The organism is Streptomyces sp. NPDC057616, assembly GCF_042800575.1.
Lineage (GTDB): Bacteria > Actinomycetota > Actinomycetes > Streptomycetales > Streptomycetaceae > Streptomyces.
The window spans coordinates 311,392-337,128 of the sequence record NZ_JBHVGU010000001.1; the positions used below are offsets into that span (position 1 = coordinate 311,392).

Sequence of the window (25,737 nt, forward strand, 5' to 3'; positions counted from 1 at the left end):
GGTCCGTACGGGCAGTACTCACCTGCCGCTGACGCGGCGGGTCGCCAAACCCTCTGGATCACAAAGAAGGAGCGCCTGACATGGCCGCCACTCAGGAAGAGATCGTCGCCGGTCTCGCCGACATCGTGAACGAGATCGCCGGCATCCCGGTTGAGGACGTCCAGCTGGACAAGTCCTTCACCGACGACCTGGACGTCGACTCGCTGTCCATGGTCGAGGTCGTCGTCGCCGCCGAAGAGCGCTTCGACGTCAAGATCCCGGACGAGGACGTCAAGAACCTCAAGACGGTCGGCGACGCGACCGACTACATCCTCAAGCACCAGGCCTGATCTTCCAGGTCCGGTTGCCTTGCCCCGCCACCCGGCGGTGGCGCCGCTGAATCCCGATCCGTTGGAGAAAGAATTCCCGTGAGCCCGACCAATCGCACCGTGGTCGTCACCGGTATCGGCGCAACCACACCGCTGGGTGGCGACGCAGCCTCTACCTGGGAAGGTCTGATCGCCGGCAAGTCCGGCGTGAAGCCCCTCGAGCAGGAGTGGGCCGCCGAACAGGCGGTCCGTATCGCCGCGCCCGTCGCCGTGGAGCCGACCGAGGTCATTCCCCGGCCGCAGGCCCGCCGGCTGGACCGCTCGGCGCAGTTCGCGCTGATCGCGGCCAAGGAGGCGTGGGCGGACGCCGGCTTCACCGACAAGGCGGGCGAGGACAGCCACGTCGACCCCGACCGGCTCGGCGCGGTCATCGCCTCCGGCATCGGCGGCGTGACCACCCTGCTCGACCAGTACGACGTGCTCAAGGAGAAGGGCGTCCGCCGCGTCTCCCCGCACACCGTCCCGATGCTGATGCCGAACAGCCCCTCGGCCAACGTGGGCCTGCTGGTGGGCGCACGTGCGGGCGTGCACACGCCGGTCTCGGCGTGCGCGTCGGGTGCCGAGGCCATCGGCTACGCCATCGAGATGATCCGCACCGGCCGCGCCGACGTCGTCGTCGCGGGTGGCACGGAGGCGGCGATCCACCCGCTGCCCATCGCCGCGTTCGGCAACATGATGGCGATGTCCAAGAACAACGAGAACCCCCAGGGTGCCTCCCGTCCCTACGACGTCGACCGTGACGGCTTCGTCCTCGGCGAGGGCGCCGGCGTCCTGGTCCTGGAGTCCGCCGAGCACGCCGCCGCGCGCGGCGCCCGGGTGTACGCCGAGGCGGTCGGCCAGGGCATCTCCGCCGACAGCCACGACATCGTGCAGCCTGAGCCCGAGGGCAAGGGCATCTCGCACGCCCTGCAGAACCTGCTGGAGCGCACCGACCTGAACGCGGCCGAGATCGTGCACGTGAACGCGCACGCCACCTCGACGCCGGCCGGTGACGTGGCCGAGCTGAAGGCGCTGCGCAAGGTGTTCGGCGACGACGCCGACCACATGGCGGTCTCCGCGACGAAGTCGATGACCGGTCACCTGCTGGGCGGCGCGGGCGGCGTGGAGTCCGTGGCGACGATCCTCGCGCTGTACCACCGGGTCGCACCGCCGACCATCAACGTCGAGAACCTCGACCCGGAGGCCGAGGCCAACGCGGACATCGTCCGCGGCGAGGCCCGCAAGCTTCCCGTCGAGGGCCGGATCGCCGCGCTGAACGACTCGTTCGGCTTCGGCGGCCACAACGTGGTGCTGGCCTTCCGCACGGTCTGAGCGGCGCCCGTACGCAACCGAAGGGCCCCCACCGGACGGTGGGGGCCCTTCGCGTGTCCGTGTGTCCGTGTGTCCGCCGGCCGGCGTGTCCGGGTGTCAGACGACCTGGTGCAGCCAGCGCACCGGTGCTCCCTCGCCCGCGTATCTGAAAGGTTCCAACTCGTCGTCCCAGGGCTTGCCCAGGAGCTTGGCGATCTCGGCCTCCAACTCGGTCTCGCCCTGCTGGGCGCGGCCGAGGGCGGCGCGCAGGCGGTCCTCGGGGATCAGGATGTCGCCGTGGATGCCGGTGACGGCGTGGAAGATGCCGAGGTCGGGGGTGCAGCTGTAGCGCTCGCCCTCCGCGGTGGGGCAGGGCTCGGCGGTCACCTCGAAGCGCAGCAGATGCCAGCCGCGCAGCGCGGAGGCCAGTTTGGAGGCCGTGCCGGCCTCGCCCTGCCAGGAGAACTCCGAGCGCCAGGTTCCGGGCGCGGCGGGCTGCCGGATCCAGTCGAGGTTGACGCGCGTGCCGAGCACTCCGGCGACGGCCCACTCGACGTGCGGGCACAGCGCGCGCGGCGCGGAGTGCACGTACAGAACCCCACGTGTCGTCACCGGCACCTCCGGGCAGAGCTGGTCGATCTGGCGAACTGGCGGACGCGTGGCCGGGCAGCCACGTTGATGGCGAGGCTACCGTGCGGCGGCGCAAGGAGTGTGACGTACCGTCGGTCCCGATGCGCTGAAACGTCCGCCATTCACCCGGCAGGACGCTTGTACGGGTGTGAACCGTTCCAGGAGGGCGCGGATCGGGAACCCTCGCACGTTGTCATGAGGGGACACGTTCGTACGACTACCGAGGGGATCGCCGGCGCATGCCGAAGACAAGCCACCGCTCACGGACCGTTCTCGCCGCCGTCGCGGCGACCGTGCTGGGCCTCGCCGGGTGCGACGCCGTCGGTGGCAACTCCTCCGGACCGGCGAACTCCTCGGCGCACAAGGCGAAGCCGACGCCCGCGTGGGACGTCAGCCCCCGCTCCATCGCCGCCGTCGGCGACTCCATCACGCGCGGCTTCGACGCCTGCACGGTCCTGTCCGACTGCCCCGAGGTCTCCTGGGCGACCGGCACCAGCTCCGACGTGGACAGCCTCGCGGTCCGGCTGCTGGGCCGGACGCACGCGGCGGAGCGCAGCTGGAACTACGCGATGACAGGCGCCCGTATGGCTGATCTGCCCGGCCAGATGGCCCAGGCGGCGACACGCCGGCCCCAGCTGGTGACGGTCATGGCGGGGGCGAACGACGCCTGCCGGGCCAGCACCTCGGCCATGACGTCGGTGGAGAGCTTCCGCGCCGACTTCGAGGACGCGCTGAGCACGCTGCGTGAGTCCCTGCCCAAGACCCAGGTCTACGTGGCGAGCGTGCCGAACCTCAAGCGGCTGTGGTCCCAGGGGCGCACCAACCCGCTGGGCAAGCAGGTGTGGAAGCTCGGCATCTGCCCCTCGATGCTGAGCGACGCGGACGCGCTGGACTCGGCGGCGACGCTGCGGCGGGACACGGTGCAGAAGCGGGTGGAGGCGTACAACACGGCCCTGAAGGAGGTCTGCGCGAAGGACCGCCGGTGCCGCTTCGACGACGGCGCGGTCTACGACTACCGCTTCGGCACGCAGCAGTTGAGCAAGTGGGACTGGTTCCACCCGAGTGTGAACGGCCAGGCGCGGCTGGCGGAGATCGCCTACCGCAAGGTCACCGCGAAGAAGGCCTGAAGCAGGTCCGGGGCAGGCGCCGCACAGGGGCGTGACTTAAAGTTCCGAACATGAACGAACTCTTCGGCACACTTTCCGACGGCACTCCGGTCCATCGCTGGACCCTGGAGCGGGCGGGCATACGGGTCCGGATCCTGTCGTACGGCGGGATCGTGCAGTCGCTGGAGGTCCCGGACCGGGACGGGCGCGCCGCGAACGTGGTGCTGGGGTTCGCCGACCTGGACGGTTATCTCACCCACCCGGAGCCGTACCTGGGTGCCCTGATCGGCCGGTACGCCAACCGGATCGCGGGCGGCCGCTTCCCGCTGGACGGCGCGGTCTACGCGCTCGCCCAGAACAACGGCCCGAACTCCCTGCACGGCGGCGACGGCGGCTTCGACAAGCGGGTGTGGGACGTGACGCCACTGGAGGACGGGACGCACGGGCTGCGGCTGAGCCGCGTCAGCCCGCACGGCGAGGAGGGCTTCCCGGGCCGCCTGGAGGTCTCCGCGACGTACACGCTGGAGGAGGACGGCGCGCTGGCGCTGGCGTACGAGGCGGTGACCGACGCGCCGACCGTGGTGAACCTGACCAACCACAGCTACTTCAACCTCGGCGGGTCGGGGAACGCGGGCGGGCACGAACTGCGGCTCGCCGCCTCCCGCTTCACCCCGGTCGACGAGAACCTGATCCCGAGCGGCGGCCTCGCCGACGTGGCGGGCACCCGGTTCGACTTCCGCCAGGCGCGCAAGACCGGCGGGGGCTACGACCACAACTTCGCGCTCGACGGCGGGGGCACCGAGACCCCCCGGGAGGTCGCCGAGCTGCACGACCCGGCGTCCGGGCGGGTGGTGACCGTGGAGACCACCGAACCCGGCCTGCAGCTCTACACCGCCGACCATCTGGGCGAGCCCTTCGCCCCCGGCGACGGCATCGCGCTGGAGACCCAGCACTACCCGGACTCCCCGAACCGGCCGGACTTCCCGAGCACGGTGCTGCGGCCGGGCGAGGTGTTCAGGTCCCGGACGACGTACCGGTTCGGCACCCGCTGACCGGGCCGTACACGTCACGAGCCCCGGCCCAGGGGTCAGGTCCCGGGCCGGGGCTGTTCGTGGGGAGGCTTGTCCCTGATCAGACGTTAATCGTCACCGTGATCCTGCGGTCCGTGATCGAGCGCCCGACCTGGATCTCGTACGAACCCTTCACAAACGACCAGGCGCTGCTCGCCTCGTCCCAGACCTCGAAGGCGCGGCGCGGCAGCTCGACGACCGCCTCGGCGCTCTCGCCGGGCCCGGCCTGGACGCCCGCGAAGCCGGCCAGCCGGCGCGCCGGGCGGTCGGGGTCGGTGCGGGCCGGGGCCAGATAGATCTGGACGACCTCGCGGCCCGGGCGCTCACCGGTGTTGCGCAGGCGGACCTTGGCGGTGGTGCCGTCGACCTCGACGGAGTCGTAGGTCCACTCGGTGTAGCCCAGGCCGTGGCCGAAGGGGTACGAGGGTGTACTGCCCGCCTTCTCCCAGGCGCGGTAGCCGATGAAGAGGTCCTCCGTGTACGGCAGTTCGCCGTTCTCCGGCACCACCTGGGTGACCGGGGCGTCGGCGAGGGGGCCCCAGGTGGTGGGCAGGCGGCCGCCCGGCTCGTGCACTCCGGTGAGGACCTCGGCGAGGGCCGCGCCGCCCTCCTGTCCGGGGAACCAGCTGAGCAGGACCGCGGCCACCTCGTCGCGCCAGGGCAGCTCCACCGGGGAGCCGGAGTTGACGACCACGACGGTGCGGGGGTTGGCGGCGGCGACCGCGCGGACCAGGTCGTCCTGGCGTCCGGGCAGGGCGAGGTCCTTGCGGTCGAAGCCCTCGGACTCCACCCGCTCGGTGGTGGCGACCACGACGACGGCCGTGTCGGCGGCGCGGGCCGCCTCGACGGCCTCGGCGATCAGCTCGTCGGCGTCGCGCTGCGGCTCCTGGTGGCAGAGCGCGAAGGCGACGACCTTGAAGGGGATGTCGTCCGGCAGCGCGACGACGAAGGTGAGGGAGACCTCGACCGGTTCGCCCGCGGTGAGGTCGACCTCGGCGCGCGGTACCGGGGCGCCGAAGAACGCCTCGAAGCGGTCGCCGTCCTCGGCGGGGTGCTGGACCTCGTCGTAGTACGTCGTACCGGCGACGGTGAGGGTGAAGTGCCCGCTGCCCTTGGTGCCGAAGGTGTGCGGGCCGCTCTCGCGCGGGGTGAAGGTGCCGGTCAGCTCGACGGTGTGCAGCCGGTCGTGGGTGACGCCCTCGGGCAGGTCCGAACCCATCCACTGGATCGCGCCGTTGGGGGCCGAGCCGGTGCCGATGACGTTCCCGTCCGCGTCCCGGCACACGGCGCGCAGTGCGAACCCCTTGTCGGCGACGGCGAGTTCGGTGGCCGGGTCGGCGCCCACGGCGTAGCGGAGCGTGCCCTCGGGGAGGGCGGCGGCGAGGCCGTCGAGCGGCGAGACGACGCGGGCGGGGAAGACGGTGGCGGAACCGCCGCCGAGGACGCGGGCGTCACGGGCGGCGGCGCCGACGAGCGCGACCGTGCCCGGCTTCAGCGGCAGCGCCCCGGCGTCGTTCTTCACCAGGACGAAGGCGCGGCGGGCGATCTCGCGGGCCAGCGCGGCGCCGTCGACGCCCGCGGGGAGGTCGGTGACGGCCGGCTCGGCGCTCTCCAGGGCGCCGACGCGGGCGGCGAGCCGCAGCACGTTGCGTACGGCCTCGTCGACGACCGCCTCCTCGACCTCGCCGTCCCGCACGGCCTGGGCGAGGGGCGGGCCGTAGACGGTGTGCGGGCCGGGCATGGCGACGTCGAGGCCGCCGTGGATCGCGCCGGTCGTGGAGCGGGCGGCCGTCCAGTCCGAGACGTTGTAGCCGTCGAAGCCCCATTCGCCGCGCAGGACCTCGTTCACCAGGTAGCGGTGCTCGCTCATCGTCGTGCCGTTGACCGTGTTGTAGGCGGTCATGATGCCCCAGGGGTGGGCGTTGGCGACGATGAACTCGAAGGGGGCGAGGTACAGCTCGCGCAGGGCGCGCTCGGAGACCAGGTTGTTCACGGTGAAGCGGTCGGTCTCGGCGTCGTTGGCGACGAAGTGCTTCACGGTGGTGCCGACGCCGCCCGCCTGCACGCCGTTCACATAGGCCGCGCCGATCACGCCGGTCAGATACGGGTCCTCGCTGTAGGCCTCGAAGTGCCGGCCGCCGAGCGGGGAGCGGTGGAGGTTGACGGTCGGGGCGAGGAGCACGTGCACGCCCTTGCGGCGGGCCTCCTGCGCGAGCAGCGTGCCCGCGCGGCGGGCGAGTTCGGGGTCCCAGGTGGCGGCGAGCGCGGTCGGGGAGGGCAGCGCGACGGACGGGTCGTCGGCGGTCCAGCGCACGCCTCGAACGCCGATCGGCCCGTCGGACATGACGAGGGACCGCAGGCCGATCTCCGGCAGGGCCGGCAGCGACCAGGTGTCCTGGCCGGCCAGCAGCCGGGTCTTCGCGTCCAGGTCCAGCTTGCCGAGCGCCGCCTCGACGGCGGCCTCGCGCGCCTGGTCGGCCGGAGAGGTTCCAGGGTTTCCCGCCATCGGGCTGCCTCCTCGTCGAGTCCTGTCGTGCTGGGACACATCGTGCACCCGCTACCTGTAACGCGGTAGGTTTCGTTATCGTGCCGTAATATCGGGTGAATCGGGATGCCGTACGGTGACGCCATGAACGCCAGGGTCAGGAGCGAGGAGCGGCGCGCGGAGATCGTCCGGGCGGCGCTGGAGGTGATCGCCGAGCGCGGTTACCGGGGCACCAGCCTGGCCGCGGTCGCGGAGCGGGTCGGGCTCACCCAGCAGGGCCTGCTGCACCACTTCCCGACCAAGGAGGCGCTGCTGGTCGCCGTGCTGGAGGAGCGCGACCAGTGGGACGCGGTGCCGGCCACGCAGTGGCGGGTCGACCTGCTCGCCTCACTGGTGGAGTACAACGCGATGCGGCCCGGCATCATCCAGACCTTCTCCGCGCTGCTGGGCGAGAGCGTCACCGAGGGGCACCCGGCACGGGAGTACTTCACCGGCCGCTACCGCCAGGTGCGCGCGAGCATGGCGGGGGTGCTGCGCGCCGAGTACGGCGAGCGGCTGCCGAACGGCCTCACGCCGGAGCGCACCGCCCCGCTCCTCGTCGCCGTCATGGACGGCCTGCAGTACCAGTGGCTGCTGGACCCGGAGTCGGTGGACATGCCGGGTGCGTTCCGGGACTTTTTGGCGCTGCTGGGCGAGGAGACCTGAACCGCCGCGCTACTGGTGCCAGACGACGGCGAGGGTCTTGCTGACGGCGCACACGGCGGCGAAGGCGATCGCCCAGCCCACCGCCCCGGCGGCCCACAGAGCGGCCACGCCGGCCCCGAACCAGAGCAGTTCGAAGCCGACGCGGACCGCGCCGCGCGTCTTGTACGTGGCCTTCTGCGAGCCGAACAGCGCCCACAGCACGACGAGTACGGCCGGGCCGCCGAGGCCCAGCAGCCAGCCGAGCGGGGTCGCCACGTCAAGCGTGAAGCCCCAGAACCCGACGGCCGCGAGGGCGCCGAGCTCGATGAGGAAGAGGACCCCGAGGTTCGCAGCCTTCATGGCCGAAGTATCGCCCGGAAGGGATCACTCCGGGGCGGGCACGGCGGCGACGATCTCGATCTCGATCTGCGCCTCGGGGCGGAACAGCCGCGCGGCCTCGAAGGTCATGCTCGTGGGCGGCGTCCCGGTGAGGAACTCCCGTCGTACGGAGCCGTATTCCTGCAGCTTGCCGATGTCGGTGAGGTACGAGCGGATGCTGATGACGTGCTCGAGGGTCGCGCCGTGTGCCGCGAGCAGCGCGACGAGGCTCTCGAAGATGCCCCGCGTCTGCGTGGCGAGCGTGTCGCCCTCGGCGATCTGGCCCGAGACGAACAACAGGGCACTGCCGTCGCCGTGTTCGACGCGGGCGACCTGCGAGTAGTAGGGGCTGGCGGGCTGGGGCGCGCCGGGCGGATTGTCGAGAGTGACCTTCATACGCCGACGCTAGGCGGGCGCCGCGTGATGCCACAAGCGAATGTCTAGCATGGCTGGCATGCCGAAGACGCATCACGAACCGGATCTGTCCACCCTGTGGCTGCGGGTGTTCCTGGAGGTCGCCCGCACCGGTTCGTTCACGGTGGCGGCGCGGCAGCTCGGCTGGACGCAGTCCGCGGTCTCCCGCCAAGTCGCCGCGCTGGAGGCGGCGTTGGGCGGGACGCAGCTCTTCGACCGGCTGCCGCGCGGTGTGCGCCTCACGGAGGCCGGCCGGGTGCTGGTCCCGCGCGCGGAGACGGTCGTCGAGACGGTGCACGGCGCCGCGCGTGACCTGAGGCAGCTGCAAGAAGTGGCGGGCGGACGGCTGCGGTTCGGGGCGTTCGCCACGGCCGACGCGGCCCTGGTCCCGCACGCGCTGGCCGCGTTCCGCACCCGCCACCCCCAGGTCCGGATCGCCCGCGAGGAGGGCTTCACCCCCGGGCTGCTGGAGCGCCTCACCGCGGGCCACCTCGACCTGGCGGTCGTCTCGACGACCGGCGGCGCGCCCCTGGACGCGTACGCACTCCACCACCTCCTCGACGAGTCGCTGTACGTCGCGGTCCCCGCCGGCCACCCCCTGGCCGCCCGCGGGCATCCGGTGCGCCTCGGCCAACTCGCCGACGCCGACTGGATATCGGGCAGCCCGCGTCCCGAGGGCACCCTGCTGGACGCGGCCCTGCGCCAGGGCTTCCGCCCGCGCGTGGCGCATGTCGTCGGCGAGTGGACCGCCAAGCAGGGCTACGTCGCGGCCGGCCTGGGCGTCACCCTGGTCCCGGCCCTGGCCGCCGAGTCCGTACGCCCGGACGTCGCCCTGCTGCCGGTGCTCGACGAGGGAGCCCCGGCGCGGGCCGTGTACGCGGCGACGGTGCGGGGCCGCTCGGCGTCCCCGGCCGCGGAGGCGTTCGTCGGGGCGCTGCGGGAGGCGGTGGCCAGGATTCCCACATGCCTCAACGGCCCCATGGCGTAGACCACTCCGCCCGGGTGATACTCCGACCGTCCGCACCACGCTCCCCCACGACGGCGACGGAAGGACCCGAAGGCCTTGAACTCCCTACGCGTTCGGATCGGCATTCTCGGACTCACACTCATGGCCGCCTTCGCGGCCCCGGCGACCACCGCGACGGCGCGGACCGCCCCGTCACCGACCGTCGAGGAGCAGCGCCTCGACAAGGCGGCACCCCAGGAGATCCTCCGCCGCTCCGGCTTCGACGACGCGGCACCGCGCCTGGCGGCCGAGTTGGGCACGGCACGCTCCTACGGCGACGCCCGCCGCACGATCGTCCGCGAGGGATCGGCGCTGTGGCGGCGGGCCGTGGACCGGGTGCAGGGCCGGGGCCCGGCGGGCGGCGACCTCAGCCGCGACGACGACCGCCCGCTGTACTGGGCGCGGCTCGGCCTGACGCGGGAGGTCCGCACCTGGGAGCCGGGGTTCGCCCTGACCGACAGCCAACGCTCCCGCCTGCTGGACGAGTTGGAGCGGACCTCGCGCGGGCAGACGGACGTGCGCCTCCCGCACGCCAAGGCGGTCAAGCGGATCCTGGTCACCGGCTTCGACCCCTTCACGCTGGACCGGGACATCCGTATCTCCAACCCCTCCGGCGCCACCGCGCTCGCCCTCGACGGCACGGTGATCCGGACCGCGCACGGTCCGGCGCGGATCGAGACGGTCGTGTTCCCGGTGCGCTGGCAGGACTTCACCGAGGGGACCGTGGAGCGGACGCTGCGGCCGTACCTCGGGAAGGTGGACCTCTTCACGACCATCAGCCAGGGGCGGGTCGGCCGGTTCGACGTCGAGCGGACCAACGGGGCCTGGCGGGGCGGCTTCCCGGACAACGACAACGTCGGCCGCACGGAGACCGTCCCGGTGACCGACCCGGCCACACAGCCGCAGTGGACGACGACGACCCTGCCGTACCGGCAGATCGTGGCGGCGGACACGGGCCGCTTCCCGGTGTTCGACCACACGGAGGTCACCGAGATCCCGGCGGGCGGCACCGATCCGGTCGTACGGCCGGACGGGCCGACGCCCGGCTCGACGGCGCGGGCCGGAGGCGGCGGCGACTACCTCTCCAACGAGATCGCCTATCGCGCGACGCTGCTGCGGGACCGGCTGGGGCTGCACGACATGCTGCCGGGCGGCCATGTGCACACGCCCGTGCTGCAGTTCGCGAGCGGGAACACGACGGAGATCACCGACCCCGAGTTCGTGCGGAACCGGCTGGACATCGTCGCCCAGGCCCGGGCGATCATCATCGTGGCGGCGGACGCGACCCTCAGGAAGTGACCCGCTCGCCTTCGGACTCGTCCTCCTGGATCTCCTCGCCCAGCAGCTCCCGTGCCAGCAGCGTGGCACCCGCGACCGCGCCCGGCATCAGGAACACCGCGACGAAGGGGACAAGGAAGGCGAGCCCGAGGGGCGTGCCGAAGCCCCAGACCAGGGTCTTGCGGGAGCGCAGCAGGCCCAGGCGCTCGCGCAGGTCGACCCCGCGGCGCTGGAGGGCCACCGAGGCGAGCTCCTCGGTGAGGAAGAAGCCGGTGACGAAGAAGCCGATCACCGGGACGACGGTCTGCCCGACGAACGGGAGGAAGCCCAGGGCGAAGAGCAGGACGGCCCACAGCAGCGCGCGGACCACGATCCGCAGGCTGTCGCGGCCCGAGATCCACAGTTCGCGCCACAGGGGCAGGCCGGACTCGGGGGCGGTGCCGTCCGGGGAGACGTCACGGTCGACCTTCTCGGAGAGGTTCTCGTAGAAGGGCTGGCCGATCAGCAGCGTGACCGCGGTGAACGTGACGACCGCGAGGAGCAGGCCGAGGGCGAACAGGACGGCGGTGAGGAACCCGCGGAACAGCCCCTGCCACGGACTGGCCCAGCCGTCCGCGAAGGGCGTCGCCCAGGCGACGCCGTCCTCCCCCCACATCCCGAGCGCGACCAGCGCCGCCGCGTACAGGACGAGGGTTATCAGCCCGGGCAGCAGCCCGAACCCGTACTGCTTCCCGTGCCGGGCCACCCATCGCTGGCCCTTCAGGAGATAGGTGAAGCCGGCCCCAAGATCGCGCATGGGGAAACTCTACCGAGGCCGGCCTGCCGGTCCGCGAGGAGCACTACACGGGCGTCACGGCCACCACGACCCCCTGCTCCGCCGCGGGCGACACCGCCGCGGACACCCGCACCGCCCCCGCCCGTACGACCCGCCCCGCCCGGGCCGCGGCCGCGAGCAGCGCCGGCTGGATCTGCTCCAGCCCCGACACCAGCATCTCCTCCCCCGCCACCAGCAGCGGCCGCGCCGCCTTGGTGGTGGCGGCCGCCGCCTCCGCGAGATCGGCCAGCGGCGGCAGCGTGGCCCGCACGAGCCCCGCCCCGGCGGCGGCCGCCCGCTCCGCGAGGGCCACCTGCAGCGGCATCAGCGGAGCCAGCGCGGCCGTCAACGCGTCGGCGACGCGCCGTAGTTCGGGAGAAGAGTCGCGCAGCACGTCCGCCGCGGTCCGCAGCACCGGCGTCACGGCGAGCAGCGCCCCGGCGGCCACGCCCGCCGCCGCGGGCAGCAGCGGCGAGGTCGCCTCGACCAGGTCGCCCAGCGCGTCCGCGAACTCCTCGACGGCCGGCTCCACCGCGTCCAGCACCGGCAGCAGGCTGTCGCCGAGCGCGGTCAGCAGCGCCTGCGCCGGTTCGCTCACCGGATGCACCGCCAGCGGCGCCCCGCTCGTGCCCAGCCGGGTCAGGGTGTCGACGATCCGGTAGAACGCCTCCTGCGCCTGGGGCGACGCGCTCGCCTCGGCCAGTTCCGCGGTGGTCTCGCGCAACACGCGCAGCACCTCGGTGCCCGAACCGTCGCGCGGGTCGAAGGTGTTGATGGCGATCTTCGTGATGTTCCCGGCCGTGTCCAGGAGCTGGCCGGTGATGTCGGTGGTGCTGCGGGCCATGCGCAGCATGTCGTCCCTGCTCGGGAGCGAAGGGATCGTTGCCATGGGCTCTCCTCGGCTCACGGTCGGCGGCCGGCGTTCGACCTCAGGATGCCCCCATTCACAGCCCGGCGACGTGCCGCCCGGGGCATCCGTGACCCGAACTCCCGGTTGGTGCGGTTGAGTCGATCCGGCCCGCCTCGCCGTACGGGTCTACGTGCTGCCCGGCGCAGGTGAACGGCGGCCGAGGTTGAGGAGAACGGATGACGCGAGAGATTCACGGCACCGTCGCGACCGGCTTCGAAGCGGTGCGGGAGGAGTTCGCCGCGTTCGTCGCGGGGGAACTGCCGGACTACGAAGGACAGCTGTGCGCCTATGTGCACGGGCGCAAGGCCGTCGACCTGTGGGCGGGCGAGGGCAACGACGCCGAGTCCCTGTACGGCGTGCTCGCCTCCACCCAGGGCGCCGCCCACCTGGTCGTCGCGCTGCTCGTGCAGGACGGCACGCTCGAACTGGACCGCAGAGTCACGTACTACTGGCCGGAGTTCGGGGCGGAGGGCAAGGCGGCGCTGACCCTGCGCGACCTGCTCACGCATCGCGCCGGACTGATCGGCCTCGACGGCGGGTTCACCGAGTCGGAGCTGGCCGACGACCGCGTGATCGCCGAACGGCTCGCCGACCAGCGCCCGTTCTGGCGTCCGGGCACGGCCTTCGGCCACCACGTGTTCGTCATCGGCGCGCTCACCGGCGAGGTGGTGCGCCGCGCCACCGGCCACACCCTCCAGGAGGTCTACGAGGACCGGATACGGGCGCCGTACGCCCTGGACTTCCACCTGGGACTGCCCGAGGCCCTGGAGCCGCGCTTCCGGTCCGTGCAGCCGATGGCCCCGACGCCCAAGCAGCAGGCCGTGCTGGACGCGACGCCGCAGGGGCCGCACATGCTCGCCTCGATCGCCTTCAACACCCATGTGCCCGGGGCGGGCGAGCCGGCGGAGCACCCCAACTCCCGTCGCGTACGCGCCAGGGGGCCGGCGTCGGCGGGCGGGGTGGCCGCGGCGCGCGGGCTCGCCGGGATGTACGCCGCGGCGATCAGCGAGGTGGCCGGGCGGCCGCCGCTGCTGAAGCCGGACGCCGTCGCCGAGGTCGGGCAGATCCACTCGGTCGGCCACGACCTGGTGACCCGCACCCATCTGGCGTTCGGCCTCGGCTTCCAGGCGACGGCCGAGACCTGGTACCCGTTCCTGGGCGCGGGCGCGTTCGGGCACAGCGGCTCGGGCGGGTCACAGGCGTTCGCGGACCCGCGCAGCGGCCTGGCCTACGGCTACACCCGGCGCCGTCGCGCCTGCCCGGAGGGGGCGGCGCCGGAGAACGAGCGGCTGGTGCGCGCGGCGCACACGGCGGCGCTGAACCTCTGACCCGGCGCGCGCTCCGCGGGCGACGAAAAGGGCCGCACCCCACGTCCAAGGGTGCGGCCCCCGTCGTAGCAACGACGGTGTCAGACCAGCGTCACGGTGATGTTGCCGCGCGTCGCCTTCGAGTACGGGCAGACCTGGTGGGCCTTCTCGAGCAGGCCCCGCGCGGCGGCGGCGTCGACGTTCGGGATCTCGGCCGAGATCTCGACGATGATGCCGAAGCCGTCGTCGTTCTTGCCGATGCCGACCTTCGCGGTGACCGTCGAGCCGGAGATGTCGGCGTTCTCCTGGCGCGCGACGACGCCCAGCGCGCCCTGGAAGCAGGCGCTGTAGCCGGCCGCGAACAGCTGCTCCGGGTTGGTGCCGGCGCCGCTGCCGCCCATCTCCTTGGGCGGGTTGACGACGACGTGGAGCTTGCCGTCGTCGGTGGCGACCCGGCCGTCGCGGCCGTTCTCGGCGGTGGCGACGGCGGTGTAGAGGACGTCGGTCTGCTGGATGGACATGCGGTTGTCTTCCTCCTCGGATCCGCCGCGACTCGCGCCCACGATCGACGACGGTTTCGGAAAGAAGTTACCGCATGCCGGAAACTAGGAGAAGGGCTCAGAGCTTGACGATCATCTTCCCGGTGTTGTCGCCGCGCAGGACGCCGAGGAACGCCTCCAGGTTGTTGCCGATGCCCTCGACGACGGTCTCGCGGTACTTCAGCTGCCCCGAGGCGACCCAGGGGCCGACCTCCTGGACGAACTGGGGCTGCAGGTCGTAGTGGTCGCCGACGAGAACGCCCTCGACGCGCAGGCGGTTCTGCAGGATCTTGACCATGTTGCGCGGGCCGGGAGTCGGCTCGGTCGCGTTGTACTGCGAGATCATGCCGCAGATCACGGCGCGGCCCTTGAGGTTGAGGGCGCCGATCGCGGCCTCCAGGTGCTCACCGCCGACGTTGTCGAAGTAGACGTCGATGCCGTCCGGGGCGGCCTGCTTCAGCTGCTCCCACACGGGGCCGTTCTTGTAGTTGAAGGCGGCGTCGAAGCCGTACTCCTCGACGAGCAGCTTGACCTTCTCGTCGGAGCCGGCCGAGCCGATGACCCGCGAGGCGCCCTTGAGCTTCGCGATCTGGCCGACCTGGCTGCCGACGGCACCCGCGGCGCCGGAGACGAAGACCGCGTCGCCCTCCTTGAAGGCGCCGACCCGCAGCAGGCCCGCGTACGCCGTCAGGCCCGTCATGCCGAGGACGCCGAGGTACGTGCTCAGCGGCGCGGCCTCCGGGTCGACCTTGACGGCGTTCTTGGCGTCCATGACCGCGTACTCGCGCCAGCCGAAGACGTGCAGGACGTGGTCGCCGGCCGCGATCCCGTCGGCGTTCGAGGCGACGACCTCGCCGACCGCGCCGCCCTGCATGACCTTGCCGAGCTCGAAGGGGGCGACGTAGGACTTGGCGTCGCTCATGCGGCCGCGCATGTACGGGTCGACCGAGAGGTACTTGTTCCGCACCAGCACCTGACCCGGACCCGGCGTCGGGACCTCGGTCTCGACCAGGGCGAAGTCCTCGGGCTTGGGCCAGCCGACGGGACGGCTGAGCAGGTGCCATTCGCGGTTGATCATGAGGAGCGCCTTTCCGGACGTGGGGGAAATGTTTCAGTAACTGAAACAACCATGCGCCTGAATATTTCAGGTTGTCAAGTAACGAGGTATCCTGGTGCCATGCCCACGCCTGAGAAGACCCGCCGTCCCGACGCGCTGACCATGGAGGTCGTCGAGCTGATCGGCGACGTCGTGTCCCGGTTCTACGCGGACTACGAGGAGGCGGCCGGCGAGCACGCGCTGACCGGCGCACAGGCGCGGCTGCTGAGCCTGCTGTCGCTGGAGCCGCTGCCGATGCGGAAGCTGGCGCAGAAGCTGAAGTGCGAGCCGTCGAACGTCACCGGGATCGTGGACCGCCTGGAGTCGCGAGGTCTCGTCGAGCGCCGGCCGGACCCGGCCGACCGGCGGGTGAAGCTGGCCGCCGCGACGGACGACGGCCTGCGGGTCGCCCGCGAGCTGCGTGACGGCCTCCGCTTCGCCCGCGAGCCGCTGGCCGGCCTGTCGGACGAGGAGCGCCGGTCTTTGCGGGATTTGCTACGGCGGATGCTGGCGGCGTAGCCGTCCGGCGGTCGTGGCGGCACCCTGCGCTGCAGTGGCCGTGACCCGGGGGCCACCGCCCCCGGACCCCCGCTTCGGCCCTGGACGGACCTCGCCCTCAAACGCCGGACGGGCCGAGGCGACCAGTCGCCTCAGCTGCACCACCACAGGAACCGCTTGCACGTGTGGGTCGGGGTGGGGGTCGGGGTCGGGGCCGCCGTGGTGGGGGCCGCGGTCGGGGTCGGGGTCGTCGCGGGATGCGAGGCCGCCGGGGCCGAGGTCGCGGGGGCCGGGTTCACGGTCGCCGTGGCGGACTGCGTGTCCTTGTCGGTCTTGTCCTTGTCCGCCTTGTCCTTCGCGGACTTCGACGGGGAGGGGGACGCACCCGTGGACGGGACGTCCGTCGCCGAACCCGCTCCCGCCTTGCCGTCACCCGGCTTGGTCTTGCCCACCTCCGACGCCGCCGCACCCTCCGCCGACTCGTCGCCGGCCGCGGCCGGCTTGGGGGCCGAGAAGGGGGCGTCGACGCCCAGTTCGGCGAGGCTGAGACCGCCGGCCGCGAGCGCGCAGGCCACGGTGATCAGCAGAATCCGGCGGCGCCTGCGGCGATGGGCGGCCGCCTTGCGGTCACGGCGACTGGCGGCACCCGCGGGGCCCTCGGCGGCCGGGCCGCCACGCCCGCGTCCGCGGCCCCGCCCCTGCGCGCGCCGCGCGGCCGCACGGCCGACCGGCGCATCCGCGTCGTCCGCGCCCGCGTCCTCGTCGTCCTCCTCGCCGGAGGCATGACTCTCCGCGCCGCTGTACGGGTCCTCGGGACCCGTCCCGTACGCCACACCCCCGTGCTCGCGCACACCGGTCTGCTCCGCGTGCGCGCGGAGTTCTTCGAGCTGCGCGCCGCACCCCGGGCAGGCGAGGGCGCCATTGAGGTGCCGTCGGCACGGGTGGCAGTAATCCATGACGCCGGAAGACTAAGTTCCTCTCTGGTAACGGTCATAGTCACAGCTGTGAAAGTTGTGTGGGGAACTACCCGTTCCGGCGCGGCGAGTTGAGGTCGTCCGGCAGGGCGTGTCGGGCATCTCCCCCGATGGCACCGAAACCGCCGCCGAAAAGCGCACCGAAAGCAGTGTCGAAACCGTTATCTGTTCGACCCATTGACACCCCTACCGCCCCGTCCTTACTGTCACGCCAGCATTTCGAACGTGTGACGAAATATCGAACATGCTCGACAGGACATCGAAGAGACGCCGAACCAGCGAGGGACAACTGCCGTGCGCATCACCGGAATCAGCACACACGTGGTCGGGACGCCCTGGCGCAACCTGACCTACGTCCAGGTGCACACCGACGAAGGGATCACGGGAGTCGGCGAGACCCGCATGCTGGGCCACACCGACGCGCTGATCGGCTACCTGCGGGAGGCGGAGGCCAACCACATTCTCGGCTCCGATCCGTTCGCCGTGGAAGACCTCGTCCGCCGGATGAAGTACGGCGACTACGGCCGGGCCGGCGAGATCGTGATGTCCGGCATCGCGGTGATCGAGATGGCGTGCTGGGACATCAAGGGCAAGGCCCTCGGCGTGCCCGTCTGGCAGCTGCTGGGCGGCAAGGTGACCGACAAGGTCAAGGCGTACGCCAACGGCTGGTACACCACCGAGCGGACGCCCGAGGCGTACCACAAGGCCGCCCAGGGCGTCATGGAGCGCGGCTACCGGGCCCTGAAGATCGACCCCTTCGGCACCGGGCACTTCGAACTCGACCACGAGCAGACCCTCTACGCCGTCTCCCTGATCGAGGCCGTGCGCGACGCGATCGGGCCCGAGGCCGAGCTGATGCTGGAGATGCACGGCCGGTTCTCCCCCGCCACCGCCGTCCGGCTGGCGAGGGAGCTCGCCCCCTTCAAGCCCGCGTGGCTGGAGGAGCCCGTACCGCCGGAGAACCTCAAGGCACTGGAGAAGGTAGCCGCCAAGGTCGACATGCCGGTCGCCACCGGTGAGCGCATTCACGACCGCATCGAGTTCCGCGAGCTGTTCGAGAGCCAGGCCGTCGACATCATCCAGCCGGACGTCGGCCACATCGGCGGCATCTGGGAGACCCGCAAGCTCGCCGCGACCGCCGAGACCCACTACATGCTCGTCGCGCCGCACAACGTGGGCGGGTCCGTGCTCACCGCCGCCTCGCTCCAGGTCGGCTTCACCTCCCCCAACTTCAAGATCCTGGAGCACTTCAACGACTTCGCGGACGCGGAGATCAAGAAGGTGGTCAAGGGCGCGCCGCAGGTGGACCCGGAGGACGGCTGCTTCCACCTCTCGCACGCGCCCGGCCTCGGCGTCGAGCTGGACGTCGACGCGGCGGCCGAGTTCCCGCAGCAGCAGGCCCGGTTCGACCTGTGGGCCGAGGGCTGGGAGAAGCGCAGCCCGAAGGGCGCCCAGTGAGCACGGCGATCGTCGTCGAGGGACCCGGCGAGCACCGGCTCACCGGCCACACGCCCGGTGACCCCGGCCCCGGCGAGGCCCTCGTCCGCGTCCACGCGGTCGGCATCTGCGGCAGCGACCGCGAGGTGTACCAGGGCAACCGGCCCGAGGGGTACGTGCGTTACCCGCTCACGCCCGGCCACGAGTGGTCCGGGACGGTGGCGGCGGTCGGCGCGGGGGTGCCGTCGGGTCTCGTGGGCCGCAAGGTCGTCGGCGAGGGATTCCGCAACTGCCAGGTGTGCGACCGCTGTCACGCGGGCGAGACCACGCTGTGCACCGCGGGGTACGAGGAGACCGGGTTCACCCAGCCGGGCGCGATGGCCGGCACGCTGACCCTGCCGGCCCGGCTGCTGCACGTCCTGCCGGACGACGCCGACCTGACGGCCGCCGCCCTGCTGGAGCCCGCCGCATGCATCGCCGCCGCGGCGATCAAGGCGAACGCCCGGCCCGGCGAGCGGGTCGGCGTCGTGGGCACGGGGACGCTCGGCATGTTCGCCGTGCAGTTCCTGCGGGCCGGTTCGCCCGGCGAGCTGCTCGTGGTGGGGACGCGACCCGACCGCGCGGAGCTTTCGAGAACTTTCGGTGCCACCGAGTTCCGTACCAAGGACCAGGAGCTGCCCGGCGACCTCGACGTGGTGATCGAGACCGCCGGCTCCGCGGACGCGGCCCGTACCGCCGCCGGTCTGCTGCGGCGCGGTGGTCGCCTGGTCCTGACGGGCATCCCGGCGCCCGGCGCCGAGGGCCTCGACCCGACCGACCTGGTCGTCCGGCAGCTGGAGGTGCACACCGTCTTCGGGGCGCCGCCGGACGCCTGGGCGCACACGGTGCGGGTGTTCGCGGCCGGTCTGCTCGACCCGCTGCCGCTCGTCACGCACGAACTGCCGCTGGACGCCTTCCCGCAGGCCATCGAGCTGGTCGGGTCCGGTGATCCGAAGGTGGGCAAGGTGCTGCTCCGCCCCTAGCCGTACGCCGGTACGGGGGCGACCTGACGGTCCCCGTACCGGCGTACACCCAAGTCCTTTTTTTCACCCCGAGCCGCGAACCTTGTCCGAAATATCGAACACGAAGGACAGCTTGTGACGACCGACGCTTCCGCCACGGCGGCCCGCCGACCTGGTGAGCAGGTGCTCTCCGCGCTCGGCCTGGGCGCGCCCGCCCTCGACCCCGCCGACGCCTCGCCGCACACCTTCCCCGGCGGCGGCCGCTGGCGCACCGAGATCCCCTCGTGCGAGGGTCCCGAAGCGCTGGCCGTCGTGCTCAAGGAGTCCTCGCGCCTGGACGTGCCGATCCACCGGATCAGCCAGGGCAGCGGCGTATGGATGCTGACCGACGCCGAGATCACCGAGATGGTCGAGGCCACGGCCGAACGCGACATCGAGCTCTGTCTGTTCACGGGCCCGCGCGGCAGCTGGGACATCGGCGCCTCCGTGCGCTCCGACTCGCGGGGGGCCGGACTGCGCGCACGGGGCCACGACGCCGTCGCCGGCTGCGTCGAAGACGCCGTCCGAGCAACGGAGTTGGGCGTCAAGTGCCTGCTCGTGGCCGACGAGGGCGTGCTGTGGACGCTGCACCGGGCGCGCATCGCCGGGATCATCCCGGCCGACACCACCCTGAAGGTGTCCGCGCTCATCGGGCCGGTCAACCCGGCCAGTTACGCGGTCTTCGAGCACCTGGGCGCCGACTCGGTCAACGTGCCCAGCGACCTGACGCTCGATCACCTCACCGAGATACGGCGGGTCTCCGCCGCCCCCATGGACATGTACATCGAGGCCCCCGACGACCTCGGCGGCTACGTCCGGATGTACGAGGTCGCCGAGCTGATCCGGCGCGGCGCACCGCTCTATCTGAAGTTCGGCCTGTCCAAGGCTCCCGGCATCTACCCGTGGGGCACCCACCTGCGGGACGTGACCCTGGACACCGCCCGGGAGCGGGTGCGGAGGGGGCGTTTGGCGCTTGACCTTCTTGCCCGGCACGGGGCGGACGGCGACATGGCTCCGCTCGGATCCCGGATGCCGGGGGGCTTGAACCGCTTCCCCGCCGGCGGTGCCACCGGATGACCGATGGGGGCTGCGGGCCGTGCGTGGCTGGTCGCGCAGTTCCCCGCGCCCCTTGGGGCGTTGCCCCTCGGGGCGCTCACCGACCTCGCTCGAACATCTCACCGAAGAGAAGAACAGGGACGATCACCATGCGCACTCGTAGAAGCGCCCTCACCCTCATAGCCGGAGCCGCCTCCCTCGCGCTCACGCTGACCGCCTGCGGTCAGAACAGCGAGGGCGGCAGCAAGGAGGACACGGGCAGCGCCAAGGGCGGCACCATCGGCATCGCGATGCCGACCAAGTCGTCCGAGCGCTGGATCGCGGACGGCAACAACGTCGTCAAGGACCTCCAGGCCAAGGGCTACAAGACCAAGCTGGTCTACGGCGAGGACGACCCCGACCAGCAGGTCTCGCAGATCGAGAACCTGATCACGCAGGGCGTCAAGGGCCTGATCGTCGCGGCCATCGACAACAAGTCGCTGAACAACGTGCTCCAGCAGGCCGCCGACGCGAAGATCCCGGTGATCTCCTACGACCGCCTGATCCTCGGCACCAAGAACGTCGACTACTACGCGTCGTTCGACAACACCAAGGTCGGCGAGCTGCAGGCCAACTACATCGTCGACAAGCTGGGCCTGGAGAACGGCAAGGGCCCCTTCAACATCGAGCTGTTCGCCGGCTCCAACGACGACAACAACACCAAGTACTTCTTCAACGGCGCGATGAGCGTGCTCCAGCCGTACATCGACAAGAAGAAGCTCGTCGTCAAGTCCGGCCAGACCGCGCTCACCAAGGTCACCACGCTGCGCTGGGACGGCACCACCGCCCAGCACCGCATGGAGGACATACTCACCTCGTCGTACAAGAGCGGCCGGGTCGACGCGGTGCTCTCGCCCTACGACGGCATCTCCATCGGCATCATCTCCGCGCTGAAGTCCGACGGTTACGGCTCCTCGAGCAAGCCGCTGCCGGTCATCACCGGCCAGGACGCCGAGCTCGCCTCGGTGAAGTCGATCATCGCCGGGCAGCAGACGCAGACCGTCTACAAGGACACCCGCAAGCTCGCCGACGTGGCCGCGGGCATGGTCGACGACGTGCTCAACGGCAAGAAGCCGCAGACCAACGACACCAAGACCTACGACAACGGCACCAAGGTCGTCCCGGCGATGCTGCTCCAGCCGGTGAGCGTCGACAAGACCAACTACCAGAAGGAACTGGTCGACACCGGCTACTACAAGGCGAGCGAGCTTCAGTAGCCCTGGTCGTTGTCGGTCATACCTACGGATTGGAAGGGCACGACCATGGCGGGACCCGTCCTGGAAATGCGCTCGATCGTCAAGACCTTTCCCGGCGTCAAAGCGCTGTCGGACGTCACGCTGACGGTCCGTCAGGGCGAGGTCCATGCCATCTGCGGTGAGAACGGCGCCGGTAAGTCCACCTTGATGAAGGTGCTCTCCGGCGTCCATCCGCACGGCACGTACGAGGGCGAGATCCTCTTCGAGGGAGAGGTCTGCGAGTTCAAGGACATCCGGGCGAGCGAGCAGCGCGGAATCGTGATCATCCATCAGGAACTGGCGCTGGTGCCCTTCCTGTCGATCGCGGAGAACATCTTCCTCGGCAACGAGCACGCCTCGCGCGGGCTGATCGACTGGCGGGAGACGCTGAAGCACGCCACCGAGGTGCTGCGCCGGGTCGGTCTGTCCGACCACCCGGAGACCCGGATCGCCGACATCGGCGTGGGCAAGCAGCAGCTGGTGGAGATCGCCAAGGCGCTGTCGAAGAAGGTGAAGCTGCTCATCCTCGACGAGCCGACCGCGGCTCTGAACGACGAGGACAGCGGCAAACTCCTCGATCTCATCCTGGAGTTGAAGAAGCAGGGCATCACCTCGATCATCATCTCCCACAAGCTGAACGAGATCCGCAGGGTCGCCGACTCGGTGACGATCATCCGCGACGGCAGGTCGATCGAGACGCTCGACGTGAAGGCGCCGGAGACCACCGAGGACCGGATCATCTCGGGCATGGTCGGCCGCGATCTCGACCACCGCTTCCCCGACCGCACGCCGTACGAGGGAGAGGTGGACGCGGCCCCGGCGCTGGAGATCCGCAACTGGAGCGTGCACCACCCGATCGACCAGCAGCGCAAGGTCGTCGACGACGTGTCGGTCCACGTGCGGCGCGGGGAGATCGTCGGCATCGCGGGCCTGATGGGCGCCGGCCGCACCGAGCTCGCGATGAGCGTCTTCGGGCGCAGTTACGGCCGGCACGCGAGCGGCACGGTCCTCAAGGACGGCACGGAGATCCGCACCAAGACCGTCGCGGAGGCGGTCGGGCACGGCATCGCGTACGTCACCGAGGACCGCAAGCACTACGGCCTCAACCTCATCGACACCATCAACCGCAACATCTCACTGACCGCGCTGGACAAGGTCGCGAAGCGGGGCGTGGTCGACGAGCACGAGGAGCGGCAGGTCGCCGAGCGCTTCCGCAAGTCGATGAACATCAAGGCGCCGACCGTCTTCGAGCCCGCGGGCAAGCTCTCGGGCGGCAACCAGCAGAAGGTCGTCCTCAGCAAGTGGATCTTCGCGGGTCCCGAGGTGCTGATCCTCGACGAGCCGACCCGCGGCATCGACGTGGGCGCCAAGTACGAGATCTACACGGTCATCGACCAGCTGGCCGCCGAGGGCAAGGCGGTCGTCTTCATCTCCTCCGAGCTGCCCGAACTGCTCGGCATGTGCGACCGCATCTACACCATGGCCGCCGGGCGGCTCACGGGTGAGGTTCCGCGGGCCGAGGCCACGCAGGAAGTGCTGATGCGCCAGATGACGAAGGACAAAGAGGTAACCCGATGAGCACGGATGTGACGGACAAGGTCCCGGCCTCGGCGCCGCCCGGCGGGAGCGGGGGTGCGCACTCCGAGGGCCTGCTGCAGCTGATGCTGGGCGGCCTCAGGCGCAACATGCGGCAGTACGGCATGCTGATCGCGCTCGGCCTGATCGTGGTTCTGTTCCAGGTGTGGACCGGCGGCGACCTGCTGCTGCCGCGCAACGTCTCCAACCTGGTGCTGCAGAACAGCTACATCCTGATCCTCGCGATCGGCATGATGCTCGTGATCATCGCGGGCCACATCGACCTGTCGGTCGGCTCGCTGACGGCGTTCGTGGGCGCGTTCGCGGCCGTGCTGACGGTGCAGCACGGCGTGGCCTGGCCGATCGCCCTCGTCCTGTCCCTGCTGGTGGGCGCGGTCGCGGGCTCGGTGCAGGGGTATCTGATCGCCTATCTCGGCATACCGTCCTTCATCGTGACCCTGGCGGGCATGCTGCTCTTCCGCGGTCTGACGGAGATCTTCCTGCAGGGGCAGACCCTCGGCCCGTTCCCGGACGGTCTGCAGAAGCTCGGCAACGGCTTCCTGCCGGAGGTCGGCCCGAAGACCAACTACCACAACCTCACGCTGCTGCTCGGCATCGTGCTGCTGGCCTTCGTGATCTACCAGGAGGTCCGCGACCGCAGGCGCGAGCAGGAGTTCTCGCTGGACGTGCTGCCGCGCAACGCCTTCCTGCTCAAGCTCGCGGCCATCACCGCCGCGATCCTGGCGGTCACCCTGCTGCTCGCCAGCTACCAGGGCGCGCCGATCATCCTGATCATCCTCGGTGTGCTGGTGGTCGGTTACGGCTACGTCATGCGCAACGCGGTCTTCGGCCGCCACATCTACGCCATCGGCGGCAACCTGCCGGCGGCCAAGCTGTCCGGCGTCAAGGACAAGAAGGTCACCTTCCTTGTCTTCCTGAACATGGGCGTGCTCGCGGCCCTGGCGGGTCTGGTGGTCGCAGCCCGTCTGAACGCGGCGTCTCCGAAGGCGGGCCTGAACTTCGAACTCGAGGCCATCGCCTCGTCGTTCATCGGTGGCGCGTCCATGAGCGGCGGTGTGGGCACCGTCCTCGGCGCGATCATCGGTGGTCTCGTCCTCGGCGTGCTGAACAACGGCATGAACCTCCTGAGCGTCGGCACCGACTGGCAACAGGTCATCAAGGGCCTCGCCCTGCTGGCCGCGGTCGGCTTCGACGTGTGGAACAAGCGCAAGTCCGGTTCGTAAGTAGTCAGCTCGGGCCCCGCCACCGCGGCGGGGCACCACCCCTTCACGGGAGCCGCACACATGGAACTGAACAGACGCACAGTCATCGCAGGCGCCGCGGCGGCAGGCATCGCCGCGACCACGCTCGGCACGGGCACCGCCGAGGCCTCCTCGGGCGGCCGGGGGCCGGTCAAGGAGCTCTTCGGCAAGCTGGACGACGGCACCAAGGTCTACCGCTGGTCCCTGGAGAACGGCGGCACCAGGCTGAAGGTCCTCTCCTACGGCGGCATCATCCAGTCGCTGGAGATCCCCGACCGCCACGGCCGCTACGTCAACGTCTCGCTCGGTTACGACAACCTCGCGGCCTACGTCGCCGGCACCACGTTCTTCGGCGCCACGATCGGCCGCTACGGCAACCGCATCGCCAAGGGCCAGTTCACCCTGGACGGCAAGAAGTACCAGCTCAGCGTCAACGACGGCGTCAACAGCCTGCACGGCGGCGCCAAGGGCTTCAACACCAAGGTGTGGGACGTGGAGGGCTTCACCTCCGGCTCCGACGTCGGCCTGCACCTGTACTACACGAGTGTCGACGGCGAGATGGGCTACCCCGGCACGCTGCGGACCAAGGTGACCTTCACGCTGAACCGGCACGGCGAGTGGCGCATCGACTACGAGGCCACCACCGACAAGCCGACCGTGGTGAACCTCACCAACCACACGTACTGGAACCTCGCCGGCGAGGGCAACGGCACGATCGAGGACCACGAGCTCACGATCGCCGCCTCCCGCTACACGCCGACCGACACGGGGCTGATCCCCACGGGCGAGCTGGCGAAGGTCGCGGGCACCCCCTTCGACTTCCGCCGGGGCAAGCCGGTCGGCCGGGACATCCGCGCAGGCCACCCCCAGCAGGTGCAGGCCAAGGGCTTCGACCACAACTGGGTCCTGGACAAGGGCGTCACCACCCGGCCCGAACACATCGCCACCCTGCGCGACCCGCGCTCCGGCCGCACCCTGAAGATCGCCACCGACCAGCCCGGCCTGCAGTTCTACTCCGGGAACTTCCTGGACGGCACCCTCGTCGGCACCTCCGGCCGCACCTACCGGCAGGGCGACGGGCTGTGCCTGGAGACGCAGCACTTCCCGGACTCCCCGAACGAGCCGTCGTGGCCCACCACGGTGCTGCGTCCGGGGCAGACGTACCGCACCACGACGGTGCACTCGTTCGGCGTGTGACGCCGGGCACTCGCGCGGGGACGGTGAGCTAGGCCTTCCGGTTCCCGAA

The 25,737-nt window shown here is 71.0% G+C and carries 25 protein-coding genes; 16 read left to right on the plus strand and 9 right to left on the minus strand.

Features of this window, described 5'->3' with window-relative positions; translation table 11 throughout:
- The first annotated feature begins 80 nt into the window (after nucleotides 1-80).
- Both ACFU97_RS01455 and fabF read left to right on the plus strand, forming a co-directional pair.
- Nucleotides 81-329: an acyl carrier protein gene (locus ACFU97_RS01455; RefSeq protein WP_015660680.1), complete on the plus strand. Its 249-nt coding sequence runs from the start codon at nucleotides 81-83 to the stop codon at nucleotides 327-329.
- A gap of 78 nt (nucleotides 330-407) precedes the next feature.
- Nucleotides 408-1,679 carry a beta-ketoacyl-ACP synthase II gene (fabF, locus tag ACFU97_RS01460; RefSeq protein WP_384249292.1) on the plus strand — a complete coding sequence of 424 codons (1,272 nt, stop codon included), beginning with the start codon at nucleotides 408-410 and terminating at the stop codon, nucleotides 1,677-1,679.
- A 96-nt stretch (nucleotides 1,680-1,775) separates the two neighbouring features.
- On the opposite strand, the gene ACFU97_RS01465 is transcribed toward fabF, so the two are convergent.
- A complete protein-coding gene (locus ACFU97_RS01465) occupies nucleotides 1,776-2,270 on the minus strand; it encodes a DUF3145 domain-containing protein (RefSeq protein WP_384249295.1) in 495 nt (164 codons plus the stop codon).
- Nucleotides 2,271-2,527: 257 nt separating this feature from the next.
- Between ACFU97_RS01465 and ACFU97_RS01470 the strand changes: the two genes are divergently transcribed.
- Nucleotides 2,528-3,415, plus strand: coding sequence for an SGNH/GDSL hydrolase family protein (locus ACFU97_RS01470; RefSeq protein WP_384249298.1), 888 nt, complete (start codon nucleotides 2,528-2,530; stop codon nucleotides 3,413-3,415).
- Between the two features lie 50 nt (nucleotides 3,416-3,465).
- Entirely contained in the window at nucleotides 3,466-4,446 is a 981-nt protein-coding gene (locus ACFU97_RS01475) for an aldose epimerase family protein (protein WP_384249301.1), read from the plus strand.
- 79 nt (nucleotides 4,447-4,525) lie between these two features.
- On the opposite strand, the gene ACFU97_RS01480 is transcribed toward ACFU97_RS01475, so the two are convergent.
- Nucleotides 4,526-6,970 carry a beta-glucosidase gene (locus ACFU97_RS01480; RefSeq protein WP_384249303.1) on the minus strand — a complete coding sequence of 815 codons (2,445 nt, stop codon included), beginning with the start codon at nucleotides 6,968-6,970 and terminating at the stop codon, nucleotides 4,526-4,528.
- A gap of 105 nt (nucleotides 6,971-7,075) precedes the next feature.
- Between ACFU97_RS01480 and ACFU97_RS01485 the strand changes: the two genes are divergently transcribed.
- Nucleotides 7,076-7,654, plus strand: a complete 579-nt coding sequence (locus tag ACFU97_RS01485) for a TetR/AcrR family transcriptional regulator (protein WP_384249306.1) — start codon at nucleotides 7,076-7,078, stop codon at nucleotides 7,652-7,654.
- A gap of 9 nt (nucleotides 7,655-7,663) precedes the next feature.
- On the opposite strand, the gene ACFU97_RS01490 is transcribed toward ACFU97_RS01485, so the two are convergent.
- Together ACFU97_RS01490 and ACFU97_RS01495 are read right to left on the minus strand one after the other, a co-directional pair.
- Nucleotides 7,664-7,993, minus strand: a complete 330-nt coding sequence (locus tag ACFU97_RS01490; protein ID WP_384249309.1) for a YrdB family protein — start codon at nucleotides 7,991-7,993, stop codon at nucleotides 7,664-7,666.
- Between the two features lie 24 nt (nucleotides 7,994-8,017).
- Nucleotides 8,018-8,407: a RidA family protein gene (locus tag ACFU97_RS01495; protein WP_384249312.1), complete on the minus strand. Its 390-nt coding sequence runs from the start codon at nucleotides 8,405-8,407 to the stop codon at nucleotides 8,018-8,020.
- Nucleotides 8,408-8,456: 49 nt separating this feature from the next.
- Here ACFU97_RS01495 and ACFU97_RS01500 point away from each other — a divergent pair, with 49 nt between their 5' ends.
- Nucleotides 8,457-9,413: a LysR family transcriptional regulator gene (locus ACFU97_RS01500; RefSeq protein WP_384249315.1), complete on the plus strand. Its 957-nt coding sequence runs from the start codon at nucleotides 8,457-8,459 to the stop codon at nucleotides 9,411-9,413.
- A gap of 75 nt (nucleotides 9,414-9,488) precedes the next feature.
- The gene (locus ACFU97_RS01505) at nucleotides 9,489-10,730 is read left to right on the plus strand and encodes a pyroglutamyl peptidase (RefSeq protein ID WP_384249318.1); all 1,242 of its coding nucleotides are present in this window, start codon (nucleotides 9,489-9,491) and stop codon (nucleotides 10,728-10,730) included.
- Here ACFU97_RS01505 and ACFU97_RS01510 read toward each other — a convergent pair.
- Both ACFU97_RS01510 and ACFU97_RS01515 read right to left on the minus strand, forming a co-directional pair.
- On the minus strand, nucleotides 10,720-11,505 hold the full coding sequence (locus ACFU97_RS01510) for an EI24 domain-containing protein (protein WP_384249321.1): 786 nt from the start codon (nucleotides 11,503-11,505) through the stop codon (nucleotides 10,720-10,722). The genes ACFU97_RS01505 and ACFU97_RS01510 overlap by 11 nt on opposite strands.
- A gap of 43 nt (nucleotides 11,506-11,548) precedes the next feature.
- Nucleotides 11,549-12,412, minus strand: coding sequence for a hypothetical protein (locus tag ACFU97_RS01515; protein ID WP_384249324.1), 864 nt, complete (start codon nucleotides 12,410-12,412; stop codon nucleotides 11,549-11,551).
- Between the two features lie 197 nt (nucleotides 12,413-12,609).
- On the opposite strand from ACFU97_RS01515, the gene ACFU97_RS01520 reads away from it, so the two are divergent.
- Nucleotides 12,610-13,761 (plus strand): serine hydrolase domain-containing protein, encoded by a 1,152-nt coding sequence (locus ACFU97_RS01520; protein WP_384249327.1) that lies wholly within the window; start codon nucleotides 12,610-12,612, stop codon nucleotides 13,759-13,761.
- Nucleotides 13,762-13,841: 80 nt separating this feature from the next.
- Here the strand turns inward: ACFU97_RS01520 and ACFU97_RS01525 are convergent, their stop codons facing one another.
- On the minus strand, nucleotides 13,842-14,261 hold the full coding sequence (locus ACFU97_RS01525) for an organic hydroperoxide resistance protein (protein WP_384249329.1): 420 nt from the start codon (nucleotides 14,259-14,261) through the stop codon (nucleotides 13,842-13,844).
- A 97-nt stretch (nucleotides 14,262-14,358) separates the two neighbouring features.
- Nucleotides 14,359-15,357, minus strand: coding sequence for an NADP-dependent oxidoreductase (locus tag ACFU97_RS01530; RefSeq protein ID WP_384249331.1), 999 nt, complete (start codon nucleotides 15,355-15,357; stop codon nucleotides 14,359-14,361).
- Nucleotides 15,358-15,456: 99 nt separating this feature from the next.
- Between ACFU97_RS01530 and ACFU97_RS01535 the strand changes: the two genes are divergently transcribed.
- A complete protein-coding gene (locus ACFU97_RS01535; RefSeq protein ID WP_384249334.1) occupies nucleotides 15,457-15,894 on the plus strand; it encodes a MarR family winged helix-turn-helix transcriptional regulator in 438 nt (145 codons plus the stop codon).
- Nucleotides 15,895-16,025: 131 nt separating this feature from the next.
- On the opposite strand, the gene ACFU97_RS01540 is transcribed toward ACFU97_RS01535, so the two are convergent.
- Nucleotides 16,026-16,829, minus strand: coding sequence for a hypothetical protein (locus ACFU97_RS01540; protein ID WP_384249336.1), 804 nt, complete (start codon nucleotides 16,827-16,829; stop codon nucleotides 16,026-16,028).
- Between the two features lie 312 nt (nucleotides 16,830-17,141).
- Between ACFU97_RS01540 and ACFU97_RS01545 the strand changes: the two genes are divergently transcribed.
- The 7 genes from ACFU97_RS01545 to ACFU97_RS01575 all read left to right on the plus strand — a co-directional run bounded on the left by ACFU97_RS01545 (nucleotide 17,142) and on the right by ACFU97_RS01575 (nucleotide 25,688).
- Nucleotides 17,142-18,305, plus strand: a complete 1,164-nt coding sequence (locus ACFU97_RS01545; protein WP_384249339.1) for a mandelate racemase/muconate lactonizing enzyme family protein — start codon at nucleotides 17,142-17,144, stop codon at nucleotides 18,303-18,305.
- Nucleotides 18,302-19,306, plus strand: coding sequence for a zinc-binding dehydrogenase (locus tag ACFU97_RS01550; RefSeq protein ID WP_384249341.1), 1,005 nt, complete (start codon nucleotides 18,302-18,304; stop codon nucleotides 19,304-19,306). The genes ACFU97_RS01545 and ACFU97_RS01550 overlap by 4 nt, the downstream gene beginning before the upstream one ends.
- Before the next feature lie 114 nt (nucleotides 19,307-19,420).
- Nucleotides 19,421-20,401, plus strand: coding sequence for a hypothetical protein (locus ACFU97_RS01555; RefSeq protein WP_384249343.1), 981 nt, complete (start codon nucleotides 19,421-19,423; stop codon nucleotides 20,399-20,401).
- Nucleotides 20,402-20,529: 128 nt separating this feature from the next.
- Complete coding sequence (gene chvE / locus ACFU97_RS01560; RefSeq protein WP_384249345.1) at nucleotides 20,530-21,636, plus strand: multiple monosaccharide ABC transporter substrate-binding protein; 1,107 nt, start codon at nucleotides 20,530-20,532, stop codon at nucleotides 21,634-21,636.
- Nucleotides 21,637-21,681: 45 nt separating this feature from the next.
- A complete protein-coding gene (mmsA, locus tag ACFU97_RS01565) occupies nucleotides 21,682-23,232 on the plus strand; it encodes a multiple monosaccharide ABC transporter ATP-binding protein (protein ID WP_384249347.1) in 1,551 nt (516 codons plus the stop codon).
- On the plus strand, nucleotides 23,229-24,473 hold the full coding sequence (gene mmsB / locus ACFU97_RS01570; RefSeq protein WP_384249350.1) for a multiple monosaccharide ABC transporter permease: 1,245 nt from the start codon (nucleotides 23,229-23,231) through the stop codon (nucleotides 24,471-24,473). Before mmsA ends, mmsB begins: the two co-directional genes overlap by 4 nt.
- 60 nt (nucleotides 24,474-24,533) lie before the next feature.
- Nucleotides 24,534-25,688: an aldose epimerase family protein gene (locus tag ACFU97_RS01575; protein ID WP_384249352.1), complete on the plus strand. Its 1,155-nt coding sequence runs from the start codon at nucleotides 24,534-24,536 to the stop codon at nucleotides 25,686-25,688.
- Nucleotides 25,689-25,737: the final 49 nt, after the last annotated feature.

Excerpts from the sequence above, each read along its gene's own strand:
- ACFU97_RS01510 (WP_384249321.1), bottom strand. The coding sequence starts at position 11,505 with ATGCGCGATCTTGGGGCCGGCTTCACCTATCTCCTGAAGGGCCAGCGA.
- chvE (WP_384249345.1), top strand. The coding sequence starts at position 20,530 with ATGCGCACTCGTAGAAGCGCCCTCACCCTCATAGCCGGAGCCGCCTCC.
- ACFU97_RS01490 (WP_384249309.1), bottom strand. The coding sequence starts at position 7,993 with ATGAAGGCTGCGAACCTCGGGGTCCTCTTCCTCATCGAGCTCGGCGCC.
- ACFU97_RS01485 (WP_384249306.1), top strand. The coding sequence starts at position 7,076 with ATGCCGTACGGTGACGCCATGAACGCCAGGGTCAGGAGCGAGGAGCGG.
- ACFU97_RS01470 (WP_384249298.1), top strand. The coding sequence starts at position 2,528 with ATGCCGAAGACAAGCCACCGCTCACGGACCGTTCTCGCCGCCGTCGCG.
- mmsA (WP_384249347.1), top strand. The coding sequence starts at position 21,682 with ATGGCGGGACCCGTCCTGGAAATGCGCTCGATCGTCAAGACCTTTCCC.
- ACFU97_RS01540 (WP_384249336.1), bottom strand. The coding sequence starts at position 16,829 with ATGGATTACTGCCACCCGTGCCGACGGCACCTCAATGGCGCCCTCGCC.
- ACFU97_RS01500 (WP_384249315.1), top strand. The coding sequence starts at position 8,457 with ATGGCTGGCATGCCGAAGACGCATCACGAACCGGATCTGTCCACCCTG.
- ACFU97_RS01520 (WP_384249327.1), top strand. The coding sequence starts at position 12,610 with ATGACGCGAGAGATTCACGGCACCGTCGCGACCGGCTTCGAAGCGGTG.
- ACFU97_RS01530 (WP_384249331.1), bottom strand. The coding sequence starts at position 15,357 with ATGATCAACCGCGAATGGCACCTGCTCAGCCGTCCCGTCGGCTGGCCC.
- ACFU97_RS01455 (WP_015660680.1), top strand. The coding sequence starts at position 81 with ATGGCCGCCACTCAGGAAGAGATCGTCGCCGGTCTCGCCGACATCGTG.
- mmsB (WP_384249350.1), top strand. The coding sequence starts at position 23,229 with ATGAGCACGGATGTGACGGACAAGGTCCCGGCCTCGGCGCCGCCCGGC.
- ACFU97_RS01575 (WP_384249352.1), top strand. The coding sequence starts at position 24,534 with ATGGAACTGAACAGACGCACAGTCATCGCAGGCGCCGCGGCGGCAGGC.
- ACFU97_RS01535 (WP_384249334.1), top strand. The coding sequence starts at position 15,457 with ATGCCCACGCCTGAGAAGACCCGCCGTCCCGACGCGCTGACCATGGAG.
- ACFU97_RS01525 (WP_384249329.1), bottom strand. The coding sequence starts at position 14,261 with ATGTCCATCCAGCAGACCGACGTCCTCTACACCGCCGTCGCCACCGCC.
- ACFU97_RS01515 (WP_384249324.1), bottom strand. The coding sequence starts at position 12,412 with ATGGCAACGATCCCTTCGCTCCCGAGCAGGGACGACATGCTGCGCATG.
- ACFU97_RS01475 (WP_384249301.1), top strand. The coding sequence starts at position 3,466 with ATGAACGAACTCTTCGGCACACTTTCCGACGGCACTCCGGTCCATCGC.
- ACFU97_RS01480 (WP_384249303.1), bottom strand. The coding sequence starts at position 6,970 with ATGGCGGGAAACCCTGGAACCTCTCCGGCCGACCAGGCGCGCGAGGCC.
- ACFU97_RS01495 (WP_384249312.1), bottom strand. The coding sequence starts at position 8,407 with ATGAAGGTCACTCTCGACAATCCGCCCGGCGCGCCCCAGCCCGCCAGC.